We start from the raw sequence: 17,068 nt of genomic DNA, 5'->3' as shown, positions 1-17,068 counted from the left end.
GATCAGGGCGCAAGCCGAACGCAACGCGCGTGCCCGCTCCGCGCAGCCCCGCGCGACAACGCCGGCGCCGCACCACGCCGATGCGGCCCTGTCGTTTTTACATGGGGTGCGTACCGGGAAGGGAACGCGCGGCGCGTGCGGCGCACGCTTACATGCGTGGCACGGAGCGGATGTCCGTGCTGTCGCCGAGCGCCGAGGCGTCGTCCGCCTCGGGCAGCGGCGCGCCGGCGTCGTAGCGCACGATCGCGCCGCGCTCGATGCGGTGCGGGAAGTCGGGCGGCGCGTCCACCGTATCGCCGAAGCAGGCGCGCACGTACGCGCGCAGCAACGCGACGCGCGCGTTCGGGCCGCGTGCGGCGCAGGTCGACGGGCCGTCGGCGAACGACGCGTCGCATTCGACCTCGCCGCCGCGCCGCACGATGCGCAAGTCCGTGACGCGATCGAGCACGGCGCCCGCGTCGGCCCACGAGCGCGACGGCGTGAAGTGCGCATCGAGCCGGCGCAGCGCGTCGCACGCGGCCGTCACGACCACGGTCGGCGTGACGGCCGTGAAGCGCAGCGTGTCTTCGTGGTCGGCGCAGAGGCCGCGCACGCACCAGTAGTCGAGCGCGGTTCCGTCGAGTTCGTCGATCTGCATGGAGCTCTCCGTCGTCAGGGGGCGTCTTTGCGCGCAAGCGGCGTGCCCGGCCGGTCGAACGGCGCGGCGGCCGGCTCCGGCGCCGGCTGCGGCGCGCGCATGCGCGCGACGAGCGGATAGTGATCGGACGCGTGCCGCGCGCGGGCGCTGCGATGGACCGCGACGTCGACCAGCAGCTCGCCCGGATGGACCCAGATCCGGTCCAGCGAGAACAGCGGGCAGACGGTCGGGAACGTGCGCGGCGCGGGCGCGCGCCGGAACCGCGTGACGAGCGCCTGCAACGCGCGGCCGCGCACGAACCATTCGTTGATGTCGCCGAGCAGGATCACCGGCATCGCGCCGGTGTCGAACGCCGCGAGCAGCCGCTGCACCTGCGCGCTGCGCTCGCGCGCCGACAGCCCGAGATGCGTCGCGACGACGCGCAGCGGGCCGCTACGGCAGTCGATGTCGGCGTCGAGCGCGCCGCGCGGCTCGCGCTGATGGAACGACAGATCGAGCGTGCGCGCCGCGCGGATCGGATAGCGCGACAGCACCGCGTTGCCGTAACGGCGCTCGGCCGTGTCGATCGTCGGGCCGGCCGCCGCGTGCATGCCGGTCGCGTCGCGCAGATGCGCGAGCACGTCGGGCGCGCGCGTGCCGCCGAGCGGCACTTCCTGCAGCGCGATCACGTCCGCGTCGAGTTCCTCGATCACCGCGGCGATGCGATCGGCCGCGCGCGCATGCCACGGGCCGTAGCCGCCGTGGATGTTGTACGTCGCGATGCGCAGGTCGCGGCCGCCCGGCGCGGCCGCGGGCGGCGCGGGGGCCGTGACGACTTCGGGCGGCGCTGCCGCGTGCCGGATCAGCGCCATCGCCGCAGCATCCTGACGAGCAGCGCCGACACGCCGACGAGCGCGATGCCGATCGCCGCGAGCCACGCGAACGCGCTCGGCCCCGGATGGCTGAACGCGGCGAGCAGCTGGTTCGCGAAGACCACCGTGAGCACGATGCCGGGCAGCATGCCGATCGCCGTGCCGATCACGAAGTCGCGCAGCCCGATATGCGACGCGCCGGCGACGAGGTTGACGACCGTAAACGGCGCGATCGGCAGCAGCCGCAGCACCGTCATCGCGACCACGCCGCGTTTGCCGAGATGCTCGCTGAGCCGGTTCGCGCGCGCGCCGGCGAGCCGGCGCACCGCATCGCGGCCGAGCCAGCGGCCGAGTCCGTAGGTCGCGACCGCGGCCATCAGCGTGCCCGCGCCCGCATAGGCGAAACCGGGCCACGCGCCGAACACGAGGCCGGTCGCGGCGATCAGCAGCGTGATCGGCACCGCGAGCGTCGCCGCAATCACGTAGCCGAGCAGCAGCAGCACGGGCGCGGCCGGCAGTCGCGACATGCCGGCGGCCGCATGCGCGAGCGACGCGACGTTCAGGCGCTCGCCGAGCGGCGAGAAGCGCCACGTGAGCGCGAGCGCGGCGATCAGCAGCACGATCGCACCGAGCACGAGGAAGCGCGCGCTGAGCGTGCGGTGCTGTTCGCGCGGCACGAACTCGCGGATCAGCCGGTCGGGCTCGATCGGCTGCTCGGGATCGAGCCACGCGCTGACCGGCACGAGCGCGTCGAGCTGCGGCGCGACCGAGGGATCGAGCGTGCGCAGCGAACGGCCGCGGTCCTTGCGCAGCCGGTCGAGCGCGTCGTTCGGCCGCTCACCGCGCGCGAGCGCATCCGCGAACGCGTCGGCGACGGCCGCGGGCGTCGTGCCGAGATGCTCGGCCAGCAGACGGTCGCGCGTGCCGGCGATCGCGGCGCGCACGCGCGCGTCGCCGGCCGCGACCAGCGCGACGCAGCATTCGGTGTCGAGCAGCATCGAGCGGTTGTTCAGGTTCGCGCTGCCGATCATCAGGCATTCGTCGTCGACGATCGCGACCTTGCTGTGCACGTTGACGCAGCCGTCGCCGAGCCCGTCGACGTGCGGATACAGCAGCCGGTAGCGCCCGAAGCGGTCCGCCGCGACGAGCGTCGCGTGCAGCCGCGCGCGCAGCACGCCCATCGTCGCTTCCTGCAGCCAGCCGCTCTGCACGCGCGGCGCGACGACCGTCACGTCGGGCCCGTCGTCGTCGGCGAGGCGCGCGGACAGCGTCTCGCGCACGACGGCCGCGGTGAAGTACTGATTCTCGAGATACAGATGGCGGCGCGCGGTGCGGATCGTGTCGGCGACCAGTTCGCGCACCTGGCTCACCGGCGCCGCGTCGCGATGGCGCGGCGCCGTATAGGCGATGCCGAGCTGCACGTCGCGCACGTCGACCTGCGCGCCGGGCGGCCACGGGTCGGGATCGTCGTCGCGTTCGAGATGCTTGTGCGCGCGGATCGCGATCGGCCGGCCGCATGCGCGCAGCCAGCGCGCGCGTGCCTGCTCGCCGATCGCGGCGGCCGCGTCGCCGTCGAACATCGTGTGCACGTCGTGGAACGGACCGTACGGCATGCCCTGTTCGTCGCGCCGGCGCGGGTCGTCCGCCGCATGCGCGGGCGTGTCCCAGCGCGCGCGTGTGAGATCGAGGCCGCCGACGAACGCGAGCCGGTCGTCGATCACGACGAGCTTCTGATGATGCGACGCGCCGCGCGGATGCGCATCGTCGAGCCGGAACACGATCCCGCGATGCGCGCGCCAACCCGCGCGATAGACGGGCGGCCAGTCGCGTTCGAGCGCGTAGATCATCGCGAAGTCCCACGCGAGCACGTAGATCCGCAGGTTGTGCCGGCGCGACGCGAGCGCGTGCAGGAACGCCGCGAGCGTATCGGGGAAGCCGTCGTCGGCGCCGCCCGGCATGAGCCGCATCCGGCTGTCGACGTCCCAGCCGAGGATGAATACCGTATGGCGCGCACGCAGGAGCGCGGCGCGCAGCGTCGAGAAATACGCGTCGCCGTCGATCAGCGTCGCGAAGCGGTCCGCATGGCGGATCGTGTCGCAGTTGCGGCCGACCTCGAGCAGGCCGTGCCGGACGATCGCGTCGCGCTGTGCGGCGCCGCTCTGCGCGTCGTCGGCACGCGCGGGGCCGGCCGTCGCGAAGCCGGTGCGCGAGCCGCGGGCCGGCACGATCATCGTGCGTCGACGTCCCGGTCGCCGTCGATGCGCTGCAGCAGCACGTCGCAGCGTGCGCGCAGCGCCTGCATTTCCGGCGAATGCGCGTCGAGGCGTACGCGCTCGCCGTCGGCCGGCTGGCCGTGCGCCGTCGCGACCTCGTAGATGCCTTCCGCGATCGCCGAGGCGGCTTCGACGATGCGGATGCGGTCGAGCCAGTCGCATTCGGCGTGGTGGTACGCGAGCCACGCGCGCAGCGCGCCGACGACCTGGCTGATCGTGAGCCACGCGCCGGAACGCATGCGCGCGGCCAGTTGACTGGTGACGAGATACGAAAGCAGATCGGTCTGGGTCACACGAGACTCCTTGACGAAGTGTCGGGACGGCAGATCCGTACGCCGGCGAGGTTTTGCAGCGTCCGGCAGATCGCCGCGAATTCCACCGGGCTCGTTCGCGAGAACGAGACCGAGATGTCGTCGGTGTCCGGATCGTCGTCCGACTGCTGGACGATGAACCGCTTCACGCGCACGTGCCGCGTGCCGAGCGCGTCGTGCAGCGTGCGCAGCGTGAGCCCGCCGCGCTCGACGACGAGCCGCAGCGTGCGCTGTTGCCGCTGCGCGATGAAGCGGCGTTCGAGCGGCTTCACGCCCGCGAGGATCACGAGCACGATGACCGTCGCGCCGACCGACGCGACGATCATGCCGCCGCCGACCGCGAGACCGACGCCGGCGACGGCCCAGAGGCTCGCCGCCGTCGTCAGCCCGCGCACCACTTCGCCGCGCAGCAGAATCGAACCGGCGCCGAGAAAGCCGATGCCGGACACCACCTGCGCGGCGACGCGCGACGGATCGAGTACGACGCCGTTGCGGCCGGCGACGTCTTCGAAACCGTAGGTCGACACGAGCATCGTCAGCGCGGAGCCGACGCACACGAGCATGTGCGTGCGCAGGCCGGCGGCCCAGTTCAGCCGCTCGCGCTCGAGGCCGATCACGCTGCCGAGCAGCGCAGCGAGCAGCAGGCGTCCGAGGAGTTCGACGTGGCCGATCATCGCGTGTCTCCCGAGGTGGTGCCGACCCGGTGCCGGGACGGTTCGATGCCACGGGGATGCAAGCGGCGTGCCGGTTCGCCGCGCGCGGGTACGCCGCGTGCGCGCGCAGCATCGGGCGCGCGCGGCCGTCGTGCGGCGCGCATTTTTTTCAGGTGATCGCAGATAAGCACAGGAGGCCATCGTGCAGCATCAACAGGACGCACAGGTACGCGATCCGTATCGCGGCCACGAGATCCGCGTGTGGGCGCGGCGCAACGAGCGCGGCGCATGGCGCGACGAAGTGCAGCTCTACGTCGACGGCGCGCGCATCGAGCTGATCGTGCCGGAGCCGGCCGGCCCCGAATGGCTGACCGAGGACGAAGCGCTGCGTGCGGGCGTCGAGCGCGGCCGCTATCTGGTCGACAAGCGCGTCGACGACGACTGACGGCACGGCGCTTGCGGCGCTTCTGCGACTGTGCGGCCGCGCGGCGGCCGCTTGCCGGGAGACACGATGGACGACGACACGCGCATCCTCCATATCTATCGCTACGACCCCGATCGGGACGCGGCGCCTTACATGCAGCGCTACGAGATCGCCGTGCAGCCCGACGACCGGATGCTGCTCGACGTGCTCGGGCGCCTCAAGCGCGAAGACGAAACGCTCGCGTATCGCCGCTCGTGCCGCGAAGGGATCTGCGGCTCCGATGCGATGAACATCAACGGCTCGAACGGGCTCGCGTGCCTGACCAACATGAAGACGCTGCCGCGCGAGATCACGCTGCGCCCGCTGCCGGGGCTGCCGGTCGTGCGCGACCTGATCGTCGACATGACCGATTTTTTCAATCAGTACCACTCGATCAAGCCGTATCTGATCAACGACACGCCGCCGCCCGAGCGCGAGCGCCTGCAGTCGCCGGCCGAGCGCGATCAGCTCGACGGGCTGTACGAATGCATCCTCTGCGCGTGCTGTTCGACGCAGTGTCCGACGTTCTGGTGGAATCCGGACAAGTTCGTCGGGCCGGCCGGGTTGCTGCAGGCCTACCGCTTCATTGCCGATTCGCGCGATCTCGCGACCGGCGAGCGGCTCGACAACCTCGAGGATCCGTATCGGCTGTTCCGCTGCCGGACGATCATGAACTGCACGAGCGTGTGTCCGAAGGGACTGAATCCGGCGCGCGCGATCTCGAACATTCGCGCGATGCTGGTGCGGCGCGCGGTGTAGCGGGCGGGGCGAGGGCGGCGATCGGGGAGCGCTTGCGGGCAGGTGCGTGATGCGGTGGCGGCGATGGTGCGCGCGAGGCGGTGTCTCGGTGGCGCGCGCGTCGTGATCGAATGCGTGTTTGCCGTGATTGTCGGTATGCGCAGGCCCGCGTTGGCGTGCAGTCCTGTTCCAGTGCGCGGGCGAACGTGACGGGCGGTGAGCCGTGGCGGTCCTGCCCGGCGATGTTTTTCGCTAGCGATGACAAGAAGCGTTACGGGTATTGTTGCAAAAGCAACTAGTCGAGATTGAACGCGTGGTCCGTATGCGTGTTGCTGTCGGCATCACCCTGAGTTTGGCGTAGTCTCCTGCGTGCCTGCGTGCCTGCGTGCCTTCGTTCAGCGTCGCACCGCCCGTCTCCCTCCTCATCGATGAATCGCCGCACGCAGTCTGCGCACGTCCTGCGTCGACACCGGCGCCGCGCGATTGCCCCATGCGCCGCGCACGTAGCTGACGACGGCCGCGATCTCGCTGCTCGTCAGCGCGCCGCGCATCGCCGGCATGCGCCGCACGCCGCTACGATCGTCGCCCGGCGCCGGACGCGCGCCTTCGACGACGATGCGGATCGCGCTCGTCGGATCGGCCGCGACGACGACCGGATTGCCGGCGAGCGGCGGCCCATGATCGGGCACGCCCGCACCGTCTGCGCCGTGACAGCGCGCGCAAAAGCTCGCATACACGCCCGCGCCGGGCGCCTGCTGGCCGCCTTCGGGGCGCGGGCCGGCGACAGTCAGCCGCGGCATGCCGACGCCGAGCGGATTCGTCGCGGCGGTCGGCTGCGCCGGCAGCGACTTCAGATAGACGGCGATCGCGTGACGATCGGCGTCGCTCAGCAGCGCGGTGCTTTCGCCGACGACGGGCGCCATCGCGCCGAACACGGCGCCATGCCGCGTGTGGCCGTCGCGCAGGAATGCGGCGATGTCGTCGACGGACCAGCGGCCGAGCCCGTCGCGGTCCGCACCGGTCAGGTTCGGCGCGAACCAGTGATCGGTCACGCCGCCCGTCAGAAACTTCGCGCTGCGCTCGTCGTAGCCGCGCTCGTTGTACGCGGGGCCGCGCGGCGTATGGCAGGCGCCGCAGTGGCCGAGCCCCTGCACCAGGTACGCGCCGCGGTTCCATGACGCGGAGCGCGACGGCGACGGCACGAAGCGTTCGTCGTTCGCGAACACCATGCGCCACAAGCCGAGCGCCCAGCGCTGGTTGAACGGAAACGGCAGCGCCGTGCGCTTGCCGGCCTGCGGCGACGGCGCGACGCCGTGCATGAAATACGCGTAGAGCGCGCGCACGTCGTCCGGATGGAGCCGCGCGAACGAGGCGTACGGCATCGCCGGATAGAGATTGCTGCCGTCCGCGCGCACGCCGCGCCGCAACGCATCGTCGAACTGCTGCAGCGTGTAGCGGCCGATCCCGTGCACAGGATCGGGCGTGATATTGGGCGCATAGATCGGACCGAACGGCGAATTCACCGGCTGTCCGCCCGCGTAGGGCGTGTGGTCGGCCGCGTCGTGACACGCGGAGCAGTCGCCGGCATGGGCGAGATAGCGGCCGCGCTCGATCAATGCGGCGTCGGCGTCCGCGGCGGCGGCCGCGACGAGCGGCCGGCGCGTGTCGTCGTGCGTCGACGCATCCGGCGCCGCGGCGCCGGTTCCCGACGCAGCCGATGCGGACGCTTGCACGTCCGACGCAGCGCCGCCGACTGCCGCGCCGCCGTGCCGCGCGGACAGCCGCGCATCGCGCTCCGCGCGCGCGGACATCGCCGCTTCGGCCGGCGCGCGAATCCGCGTGAAGCGCCATCCGGACGCCGGCTCGGGCGCGGACGCGGCCGAGGCCGCATCGGCCGTATCGCGTTGCGCGCTGCCGTCGTCGAGCGGATCACAGCCCGCGAGCGCGACGCCGAGCGCGAGCGCGACGGCCGCCGACCGGCACACGCCGCGCCGGCGCAATCGAAACGGGAAGCGAGCGGACGAGATCAGCGCCATGGACTGCACGGCCCCACGAAACCTGTGACGATCCCGGTAAACACGAGACCGACGACGAACCCGAGCGCGGCGAGCATCGCGCAGCGGACCAGAAACCGCGTGCTGTCGTCGCGCGTGGCCGCGCGGATGTCCGGATCGTCGGGCCGGCGCCAGACACGCGCGATCCACGCCGCGCACGCGGCCGCGAGCGCGAACGCGCCGCCCGCGATGAGCGCGAGCCAGACGCCGACGTGCGCCCAGCGCGGCGCGAGCTGCGCGACGCCGAGCGGATAGCACGCGGTCGACGCGAGCGTCTCGGACGCGGCCATCTGCGCGAACCACAGCGCAGGCGCGCCGACGAGCCCGGCCGCGATCGCGAACAGCGGCATCAGCGAACGGCGGGCGCGTATCATCCGGGCCTCCTGAGCCAGTACGGCGTCACGTACAGCGCGGTGAAGATGAACAGCCAGACGAAATCGACGAAGTGCCAGTACAGCGCGCCGACGCTCAGCGCGACGCGCCGCTCGCGGTCGAAGAAACCGGCCGCGGTCCAGCCCGCGAGCAGCGCGAGGATCGCGAGCCCCGCGACGACGTGCGCGAGGTGAAAGCCCGTGATCGTGAAATACAGGCTGCCGTACAGATGGGCGGTCGGCCCGTACGGATGGTCGCGCCATTCGTGGAGCTGCACGAGTGCGAACGCGACGCCGAGCACGAGCGCGACGGCGAGCGCGGCGACGGCACGCGGCCGGCGGCCGGCGCGCACCGCCCGTTCGGCGAGCCAGACGAACACGCTGCTCGACAGCAGCACGGCCGTGTTGACGCCGGCGAGCCCGAGCTTCGGCATCCCTTCGGGCGGCCACGGCGCGGCCGACTGCGACTGCAGGTAGAAATAGCTGAACAGCAGATAGCCGAACAGGCCGGCTTCGGTCACGACGAGCGTCAGCACGCCCCACCAGCCGCCCGCGCGCTTGCCGCAGCTGCCGACCGGCAGCGGCGCGTTATACGGCGCGGGCGCGGCCGGCGGCGCTGCGGCAGCGGCCGGCTCGTGCATCATGAACGGTGCGGGCGGCGGCACGCCGTCGCGCTCGGGCGCCGCGGCGCGCTGGCCGAGCGAGCGGCGCGGCCACAGCCACGCGCCGAGCGCGATCGCGCAGCCGAGCGTGGCGATGGCGACGAGCGTCGGCGAGCGCACCAGCATCGCGGCGAACACGGCCGTCGCGAGCAGCGACAGCACGAACGGCACGCAGGTGTCCTCCGGCATCTTGAGGATCGCGCTCGGCGTCGCGGCGAGCGGCGACACCGCGAGCGCCTCGCGCCCGTCGGCGAGCCGGTAGCCGACGCGCAGGCTCGAGCGGCGCGGCTCGCCGCGCGTTTCCCAGAGCGGATGGCGCGACGCGATCAGCGGCAGCACCGCGAAGTTGTAGGCGGGCGTTGGCGACGCGACCGACCATTCGAGGCCCGGCGCGCCCCACGGATTGTCGCCGGCGCGCGCGCCGCGCCGCGCGCTGACGAGCGCGTTGATCACGAACATCACGATGCCGATGCCGAACACGAACGAGCCGATCGTCGTCAGCAGGTTCGACGTGTCCCAGCCCATGCCGGACGGGTAGGTGTAGATGCGGCGCGGCATGCCGAGCAGCCCCGACACGTGCATCGGAAAAAAGCCGACGTTGAAACCGGTCAGCACGACCCAGAACGTCCAGCGGCCGACGCGCTCGTTCATCATCCGGCCCGTGAACTTCGGAAACCAGTAGGTGATGCCGCCGAGCACCGGAAACACGTTGATCCCGAGCAGCACGTAGTGCAGATGCGCGACGACGAAGTACGTGTCGGTCAGCTGCCAGTCGAGCGGCACGGCCGCCGTCATCACGCCCGATACGCCGCCGATCACGAACATCAGCACGAAGCCCGCGAAATACAGGAACGGCGTGCGGAACACCGGCCGCCCGGTCCAGATCGTCGCGATCCAGGCGAACACGGCGACCGCGCTCGGAATCGAGATCAGCATGCTGGCCGCGCCGAAGAACGCGAGCGCGAGCGGCGCGATGCCGGTCGCGAACATGTGGTGTACCCAGACCTCGAAGCCGATCAGCATCGTCGCGACGGTCGACACCGCAACGGCTTCGTACGCGACGAGCGGCCGCCGACAGAACGTCGGCAGCGCATCCGACACGATCCCCATCGCGGGCAGCACGACGACGTACACCCACGGGTGCGCGAACATCCAGAACAGGTGCTGCCAGAGCAGCGGGCGGCCGTCGTGCGCGACGTCGAAGAAGTGCGTGCCCGCATTGCGGTCGAGCCACAGCAGGAAGAACGCGAGGCTGACCGACGGCACCGCGACGAGATTCGCGACGGATGCCGTCAGCGTGCCCCAGACGATGATCGGCAGCCGGTCGATCGACATGCCGTGCGCGCGCATGCGCAGCAGCGTGACGACGAAGTTGGCGGCGCCGCCCGTCGTCGAGATGCCGAGCAGGATCATCCCGAGCGCATAGATGTCGATGTTCGCGCCCGCGCTGTAGTCGAGCGACGTGAGCGGCACGTAGTTGAACCAGCCGCCGTCGGGCACCGCGCCGAGCGGAAAGCTCGCGTAGAGGAACAGCCCCGCGAACAGGAACACCCAGTACGAGAACGCGTTCAGCCGCGGAAACGCCATGTCGCGCGAGCCGAGCATCAGCGGCCACAGATAGTTCGCGAAACCGGACAGCACGGGCAGCGCGTACAGGAAGATCATCGTCACGCCGTGCATCGTGAACAGCGCGTCGTACTGCGCGGGCGTGAGCAGCGTCGCATTCGGCCGCGCGAGCTGGATGCGCATCACGAGCGCCTCGACCCCGCCGAGCAGCAGGAACGCGAAGGCGGTGACGATGTAGCGCAGGCCGATCCGCTTGTGATCGACGGTGCCGAGCCAGCCGCGCCAGCCGGGCTCGGACTCCCACAGCGCGGCGAGCGCGCGCTCGTCGGGCGAGCCGGGCGGCGCGTCGCCGAGATCCGGCACGCGCTCGAGCACGGGGCGGGAGTCGTGGGTGACGGCCATCGGCATCCTCCGTTCAGTGCAGCGTCGCGAGATAGGCGGCGAGATCGTCGGCGTCGCGCGGCGCGAGCGCGAACGACGGCATCAGCGTCTGCGGCTTGATCTGCTGCGCGTGCGCGATCCAGCGGCGCAGGTTGTCCGGCGTGTTGTCGAGCGTGCCGGCCGCGAGCGACCGGCGCGACGCGAGGTGCGTGAGGTCGGGGCCCGCATCGCCGGCCGCGTCGGTGCCGCGCACCGTGTGGCAGCCCGCGCAGCGCGCGGCGAACACGCGCGCGCCGTGCGCGGCCGCACCCGCGGGCGGTGCCGCGGCCGGCTGGCGCTGCGCGTCGAGCCACGCCCGAAACGCGTCGGGCGGCTGCGCGACCACGTCGAACGCCATGTGCGCGTGCTGCGCGCCGCAGTACTGCGAGCACTGGCCGCGATAGACGCCGGGCTCGTCGGCCTGCAGCCACTGCCGGTTCGTCTGGCCGGGAATCGTCTCGGTCTTGCCCGCGAGCTGCGGCACCCAGAATGCGTGGATGACGTCCGCGCTCTTCAGTTCGATCGCGATCGGCTCGCCCACCGGAATATGGATTTCGTTCGCGGTGACGAGCGCCGGTTCGCCCGGATAGCGCACGGCCCACCACCAGTCGTGCGCGATCACGGTGATCGTCAGCGCGGGCGGGCGCGGCGGATAGGCGACCGCGCCGAGCACGCGCAGCATGTAGACGAGCGCGCCGAACAGCAGCACGGCCGATACCGCGCTGCCGATCGCGACGAAGCGTACGCCATCGCCGCCGCGCGCCTCGCGCGTGCGGCGGCGAAACAGCGCCAGCGCGAGCAGCGTCGCGATCGCGATGCAGACGAACGTGCAAAGCGCAAGCAGCGCCCACCCGAGCACGAACACCGGCCGCGCGGCGGGGCCCGCCGCGTGCGCGACATACGCGAGCGGCAACGGTTGGGCGGCGGCCTGCGCGCGTGACACCGCTGCGTACGCAACGATGTACGCGGCGGCGCACGCGACGCGGCGCGCGTTCGGGAAAAGCGGGACCGGCAACGCGACTCCTTGCCGAATTCGGCGGATGACGACGGCGACAGGCCGTGCAGCAATTTCCGTGCGCGCGCGCGGCGAGTGCGACGCGCGACGCATGCGCGCGTGCGGCGGCGGCCGCGTTACAGCGGCGTTGTAAATCCGGCGGGCGCGCGCGCCGTGCGGCCGGATCGCCTGCGCCGGCCGGCGCGCGGCATGCCGGTTGCTCCGTCGCCCGCGTCCTGGCGCGCGGCGTGCGCACGGCTGCGGCGACGCGCGGGCCACGGAGCAGATCGGAGGAAACGAACGTGAAAACCGTCGCGATCACGGGCGCGAGTGCCGGCGTCGGCCGCGCGACCGCCCATGCCTTTGCCCGGCGCGGCGCGAACGTTGCGCTGCTGGCGCGCGATCCGCGCGCACTCGAGGATGCCGCCGCGGAAGTGCGGGCGTACGGCGTGCAGGCGCTGCCGATCGCGGTCGACGTCAGCGACGCCGCCGCGCTCGATGCGGCCGCCGAGCGCATCGAGCGCGAGCTCGGGCCGCTGGACGTGTGGGTCAACAACGCGATGGTCACCGTGTTCGCGCCATTCGACGCAATCGCGCCGGAGGATTTTGCGCGCGTGACCGACGTCACCTATCTCGGCTGCGTAAACGGCACACGCGCGGCGCTGGCGCGCATGCGCACGCGCGATCGCGGCACGATCGTGCAGGTCGGCTCGGCGCTCGCGTACCGGTCGATTCCGCTGCAGGCGCCATATTGCGGCGCGAAGCATGCGATCCGCGGCTTCACCGACGCGCTGCGCTGCGAGCTGCTGCACGACGGCAGCCGCATACGCGTGACGATGGTGCAACTGCCCGCGATCGATACGCCGCAGTTCGACTGGGCCGAATCGGAACTGCCGAACAAGCCGCGGCCCGTCGCGCCGGTGTACGCACCGGAAGTCGCGGCCGATGCGATCGTGCGCGCCGCCCATCGGCCGTGCCGCGAGCGCTGGGTCGGCTGGTCCTCGCTCGCGGCGATCCTCGCGAACGGCGTCGCGCCGGGCTGCTTCGACCGCTATCTCGCGTACACGGCCGTGCGCGGCCAGCAGCGCGCGGAGCCGGCCGGCGTGCGCGCGTCGAACCTCTGGGAGACGGTGCCGGAAGGGCATGCGACGCGCGGCGCGTTCACCGACGAGGCGCACCGCACGGGCGCCGACGGCGCGCTCGGATCGGCGCGCGCGCTCGCATTCGGCGCGGCGTTCGTGCTGCTCGCGGCCGGCGTCGCGGCCGCGCGGAAGCTGAATCGATGAGCGCGACGCCGATCGAGGACTACGCGCCGATCGGCGACGGTCGAAGCGCGGCGCTCGTCGCGCGCGACGGCAGCATCGATTGGCTGTGCTGGCCCGACTTCGATTCGCCGCCGTGCTTCGCCGCGCTGATCGGCACGCCCGAGAACGGCCGGTTCCGGCTGGCGCCGCGCGATCCCGACGCGCGCGCGACGCGCCGCTATCTGCCCGGCACCGCGATTCTCGAAACGACGTTCGACATGTCGTCGGGCCGCATCGTCGTGATCGACTGGATGAGCTGGGCCGCCGACGATCCGTGCCTGATCCGCAGCGTGCGCGGCGAGCACGGGCGCGTCGCGCTCGACGTCGAGCTCGGCGTGCGCTTCGACTACGGCTATGCGCTGCCGTGGTGCCGGCGCTTCGGCCGACGCTGGCGGATGATGACGGGCGGCGACGCGATGTGGGTCGACGCCGACGCGCGGCTCGAGGTGCAGGACGACCGCCTGGTCGGCACGCCGACGATCGCGGCCGGCGAGCGCATCGATATCTGCATCAGCTATGCGCGCTCGTACGACCGCGCGCCGGTCGTGCCCGACGCGTATGCGTCGCTGCGCGACACGCACGCGTTCTGGCGCGCGTGGTCGCGCTGCAACGCCGCGCAGGGGCCGTACGGCGACGCGATCGAACGCGCGCTGATCACGATCAAGCTGCTGACGAGCCGGCGCACCGGCGGCATCGTCGCCGCGCCCACGAGTTCGCTGCCCGAGCGCTTCGGCGGCGCGCGCAACTGGGACTACCGGTTCTGCTGGCTGCGCGACGCGAGCTTCACGCTGCGCGCGCTCGCGCGCTGCGGCTATCGCGACGAGGCGGCCGGCTGGCGCGACTGGCTCGTGCGCGCGATCGCCGATCATCCGTCGCAGCTGCAGGTGCTCTATGCGGCCGACGGCAGCCGCCGCGCGGACGAATGGCATGCGGAGCACCTGGCCGGCTACGGCGGCGCGCGGCCGGTGCGTTTCGGCAACGCGGCCGCGCAGCAACAGCAGCTCGACGTGTACGGCGAAGTGCTCGGCGCGCTCTATCAGGCGCGCCGTCACGGGCTGCCGCCCGACGACGACGCGTGGCTGCTCGAGCGGCGGCTGATCGACCATCTCGCCACGATCTGGCGCGAGCCCGACGAAGGAATCTGGGAAGTGCGCAGCGGCCGCCATCAGTTCACGTCGTCGAAGGCGATGGTGTGGGCCGCGGTCGAAAGCGCGTACCGTTCGGCGCGCGCGTTCGGACATCACGCACCGCTCGACGACTGGCGGCGCTGGGCCGACACCGTGCGCGACGAGGTGCTCGCGCGCGGCTATCACGCACAACTCGGGCGCTTCGTCGATCGCTTCGACGGCGACGGCCTCGACGTGAGCCTGCTGCTGATTCCGCTGAGCGGGATGCTCGATGCGTGCGACCCGCGCGTGGCGGCGACCGTCGCCGCGATCGAGCGCGAACTGCTCGAGGACGGGCTGCCGTTCCGCTATCGGCCCGAGCGTTTCGCCGACGGTTGCGAAGGGGACGAAGGCGCGTTCGTCGCGGCCGGCTTCTGGCTCGCGCAGGTGTACCGCCTGCAGCGCCGCGACGACGACGCGCACGCGCTGTTCGAGCGGCTGCTCGCGCTGCGCAACGACGTCGGGTTGCTGTCCGAGGAGTACGACGTGCACACGCGCCGGATGTGCGGCAATTTTCCGTTTACGCTCGCCCATGTCGCGCTCGTCAACGCGGCGCTCGCGCTGCAGTGCGACGCGCAGCAGGACGACCTCGGCGTCGCGTAGGGCCGCCGGGCGCCGCCGAGCACGGCACGCCGGCGCCATGTGCGCTTACGATTCTTTCTTGCCGCCGCGCTCGCCGTTGCCGGGCAAGACGGCCGACAGCACCTGCCGCGCGGTTTCGACGATCACGTTGTGCTCGCGCGAATCGCCCTTGAGCAGCGTCTCCGCGAAATGCTTGGCCTGCTGCAGCGTCACGTGCGGCGGCAGCGGCGGCACTTCGGGGTCGCTCTTGACTTCGAGCACGACGGGCCGGTCCGATGCGAGCGCTTCGTCCCAGGCCGCGCCGAGCTGCGCCGGATCGTCGACGTAGATGCCCTTCAGCCCGAGCAGCGTCGCGAAGCGCGAGTAGGGTACGTTCGGAATCTGCTGCGACGCGTCGAACTTCGGATCGCCTTCCATCACGCGCTGCTCCCACGTGACCTGGTTCAGGTCCTCGTTGTTGAGCACCATGCAGATCCAGCGCGGGTCCGCCCATGTGCGCCAGTATTTGGACACCGTGATCAGCTCGGCCATGTTGTTCATCTGCATCGCGCCGTCGCCGACCAGCGCGATCACGGGCCGCACGGGATGCGCGAACTTCGCGGCGATCGCGTACGGCACGGCCGCGCCCATCGACGCGAGGCCGCCGGACAGCGAGCCCATCATCCCGCGCCGCATCATCAGGTCGCGCGCGTACCAGTTCGCGCACGAGCCCGAATCGCTCGTCAGGATCACGTCGTCGGGCAGCCGCGGCGACAGTTCGGTGAACGCGCGCTGCGGGTTCACGCCGCGGCCCGGGCTCGCGCTCGCGGCCGCGCGCGCGGCGAGCGTGTCGCGCCATTCGTCGTTCCACTGCGCGATGCGGTCGCGCCACGCGGTGTCGTGCCGCGCATTCAGCAGCGGCAGCAGCGCGCGCAGCGTCTCGGCGCTGTCGCCGACCAGATTGACCTCCATCGGAAAGCGCAGGCTCAGCATGTCGGCCTTCAGATCGATCTGCACGCCGCGCGCCTGGCCTTCCTTCGGCAGGAATTCCGAATAGGGGAAGCCGGAGCCGACCATCAACAGCGTGTCGCATTCGCTCATCAGCGAATAGCTCGGCTTCGTGCCGAGCAGCCCGATCGAGCCCGTGACCCACGGCAGATCGTCGGGCAGTGCGGCCTTGCCGAGCAGCGCTTTCGCGGCGCCCGCGCCGAGCCGGTCCGCGACCGCGATCACCTCGTCGGTCGCGTTGAGCGCCCCCGCGCCGACCAGTATCGCGACCTTCGAGCCGGCGTTCAGCACGTCGGCCGCGCGCTGCAGATCGTCCGCATAGGGCACGACCTTCGGCCGCGTATAGCCGATGCCCGAATGCACGGTGCCGTGCGCGCGCTTCGGCGCCGCATAGTCGAGCTCCTGCAGATCGTTCGGCAGCACGAGCGCGGTGACCGCGCGCGCGCCGAGCGCGGTGCGCACCGCGCGATCGACGAGGTGGCGCACCTGGCCCGGCACCGTCGCGAGCTGCACGAACGCGCCCGCGACGTCCTTGAACAGCGCCGGCAGATCGACTTCCTGCTGATAATGGCCGCCGAGCGCCGCGCGCGCCTGCTGACCGACGATCGCGAGCACCGGCATATGATCGAGTCGCGCGTCGTACAGGCCCGTCACGAGGTGGGCGGCGCCCGGCCCCGACGTCGCGACGCAGACGCCGAGTTCGCCTGTAAATTTTGCATGCGCGGACGCCATGAAGGCCGCCATCTCCTCGTGCCGCGCCTGCACGAATTCGATCTTGCCCTCTGCGCGGTTCAGCGCACCGAAAAACCCGTTGATGCCGTCGCCCGGGTAGCCGTACACGCGGCGCACGCCCCAGTCGTACAGCCGTTCGACGATGAAATCCGCCACTGTCGCCATGCCGTTTCTCCTTGGTTTGCGGTGACCCGCACGCAGCCCTGCCGGCGCGCGCGGCGATGAGCGTGCCGCGGCGCAAGCGGCGTGCCGCGCGAAGCTGACAGGTATGCAGGTTGCGTGCGCGACGACACGCACCTACGGA

The 17,068-nt window shown here is 71.7% G+C and carries 14 protein-coding genes; 4 read left to right on the top strand and 10 right to left on the bottom strand.

What is annotated here, in order from left to right; all coding sequences use genetic code 11:
* Positions 1 to 148 precede the first annotated feature (148 nt).
* Genes ACSHSS_RS12775 through ACSHSS_RS12755 form a run of 5 tightly spaced genes read right to left on the bottom strand, consistent with a single transcriptional unit; the run spans position 149 to position 4,746 of the window.
* A complete protein-coding gene (locus ACSHSS_RS12775; protein WP_006415933.1) occupies positions 149 to 637 on the bottom strand; it encodes a phage protein NinX family protein in 489 nt (162 codons plus the stop codon).
* 14 nt (positions 638 to 651) lie between these two features.
* Positions 652 to 1,488, bottom strand: a complete 837-nt coding sequence (locus ACSHSS_RS12770) for an endonuclease/exonuclease/phosphatase family protein (RefSeq protein WP_048995083.1) — start codon at positions 1,486 to 1,488, stop codon at positions 652 to 654.
* Complete coding sequence (locus ACSHSS_RS12765; protein ID WP_048995082.1) at positions 1,479 to 3,719, bottom strand: VTT domain-containing protein; 2,241 nt, start codon at positions 3,717 to 3,719, stop codon at positions 1,479 to 1,481. The genes ACSHSS_RS12770 and ACSHSS_RS12765 overlap by 10 nt, the downstream gene beginning before the upstream one ends.
* Positions 3,716 to 4,054, bottom strand: a complete 339-nt coding sequence (locus ACSHSS_RS12760; protein ID WP_006398963.1) for a hypothetical protein — start codon at positions 4,052 to 4,054, stop codon at positions 3,716 to 3,718. Before ACSHSS_RS12760 ends, ACSHSS_RS12765 begins: the two co-directional genes overlap by 4 nt.
* Positions 4,051 to 4,746 carry an MgtC/SapB family protein gene (locus ACSHSS_RS12755; RefSeq protein WP_006405126.1) on the bottom strand — a complete coding sequence of 232 codons (696 nt, stop codon included), beginning with the start codon at positions 4,744 to 4,746 and terminating at the stop codon, positions 4,051 to 4,053. The genes ACSHSS_RS12760 and ACSHSS_RS12755 overlap by 4 nt, the downstream gene beginning before the upstream one ends.
* Positions 4,747 to 4,927: 181 nt before the next feature.
* Here ACSHSS_RS12755 and ACSHSS_RS12750 point away from each other — a divergent pair, with 181 nt between their 5' ends.
* Both ACSHSS_RS12750 and ACSHSS_RS12745 read left to right on the top strand, forming a co-directional pair.
* Positions 4,928 to 5,170: a DUF6566 family protein gene (locus ACSHSS_RS12750; protein ID WP_006398965.1), complete on the top strand. Its 243-nt coding sequence runs from the start codon at positions 4,928 to 4,930 to the stop codon at positions 5,168 to 5,170.
* Between the two features lie 66 nt (positions 5,171 to 5,236).
* Positions 5,237 to 5,947, top strand: coding sequence for a succinate dehydrogenase/fumarate reductase iron-sulfur subunit (locus ACSHSS_RS12745; RefSeq protein ID WP_043282263.1), 711 nt, complete (start codon positions 5,237 to 5,239; stop codon positions 5,945 to 5,947).
* Between the two features lie 401 nt (positions 5,948 to 6,348).
* Here the strand turns inward: ACSHSS_RS12745 and ACSHSS_RS12740 are convergent, their stop codons facing one another.
* The 4 genes from ACSHSS_RS12740 to coxB are packed head-to-tail and all read right to left on the bottom strand — an operon-like array spanning position 6,349 to position 12,014.
* Positions 6,349 to 7,962, bottom strand: coding sequence for a cytochrome c (locus tag ACSHSS_RS12740; protein WP_049018143.1), 1,614 nt, complete (start codon positions 7,960 to 7,962; stop codon positions 6,349 to 6,351).
* Positions 7,953 to 8,354 carry a hypothetical protein gene (locus tag ACSHSS_RS12735; protein WP_006416516.1) on the bottom strand — a complete coding sequence of 134 codons (402 nt, stop codon included), beginning with the start codon at positions 8,352 to 8,354 and terminating at the stop codon, positions 7,953 to 7,955. The genes ACSHSS_RS12740 and ACSHSS_RS12735 overlap by 10 nt, the downstream gene beginning before the upstream one ends.
* Entirely contained in the window at positions 8,351 to 10,981 is a 2,631-nt protein-coding gene (ctaD, locus tag ACSHSS_RS12730; RefSeq protein ID WP_049018142.1) for a cytochrome c oxidase subunit I, read from the bottom strand. Before ctaD ends, ACSHSS_RS12735 begins: the two co-directional genes overlap by 4 nt.
* Before the next feature lie 13 nt (positions 10,982 to 10,994).
* Positions 10,995 to 12,014: a cytochrome c oxidase subunit II gene (gene coxB / locus ACSHSS_RS12725; protein ID WP_048994807.1), complete on the bottom strand. Its 1,020-nt coding sequence runs from the start codon at positions 12,012 to 12,014 to the stop codon at positions 10,995 to 10,997.
* A gap of 281 nt (positions 12,015 to 12,295) precedes the next feature.
* On the opposite strand from coxB, the gene ACSHSS_RS12720 reads away from it, so the two are divergent.
* Together ACSHSS_RS12720 and ACSHSS_RS12715 are read left to right on the top strand one after the other, a co-directional pair.
* Positions 12,296 to 13,279: an SDR family oxidoreductase gene (locus ACSHSS_RS12720; RefSeq protein ID WP_048994813.1), complete on the top strand. Its 984-nt coding sequence runs from the start codon at positions 12,296 to 12,298 to the stop codon at positions 13,277 to 13,279.
* The gene (locus ACSHSS_RS12715; RefSeq protein WP_006416729.1) at positions 13,276 to 15,066 is read left to right on the top strand and encodes a glycoside hydrolase family 15 protein; all 1,791 of its coding nucleotides are present in this window, start codon (positions 13,276 to 13,278) and stop codon (positions 15,064 to 15,066) included. The genes ACSHSS_RS12720 and ACSHSS_RS12715 overlap by 4 nt, the downstream gene beginning before the upstream one ends.
* A gap of 45 nt (positions 15,067 to 15,111) precedes the next feature.
* Here ACSHSS_RS12715 and ACSHSS_RS12710 read toward each other — a convergent pair whose 3' ends face one another.
* The gene (locus tag ACSHSS_RS12710) at positions 15,112 to 16,929 is read right to left on the bottom strand and encodes a thiamine pyrophosphate-requiring protein (protein ID WP_006416726.1); all 1,818 of its coding nucleotides are present in this window, start codon (positions 16,927 to 16,929) and stop codon (positions 15,112 to 15,114) included.
* Positions 16,930 to 17,068: the final 139 nt, after the last annotated feature.

Source organism: Burkholderia sp. BC1, from assembly GCF_052683555.1.
This window is presented reverse-complemented; position numbering and strand designations above follow the sequence as displayed.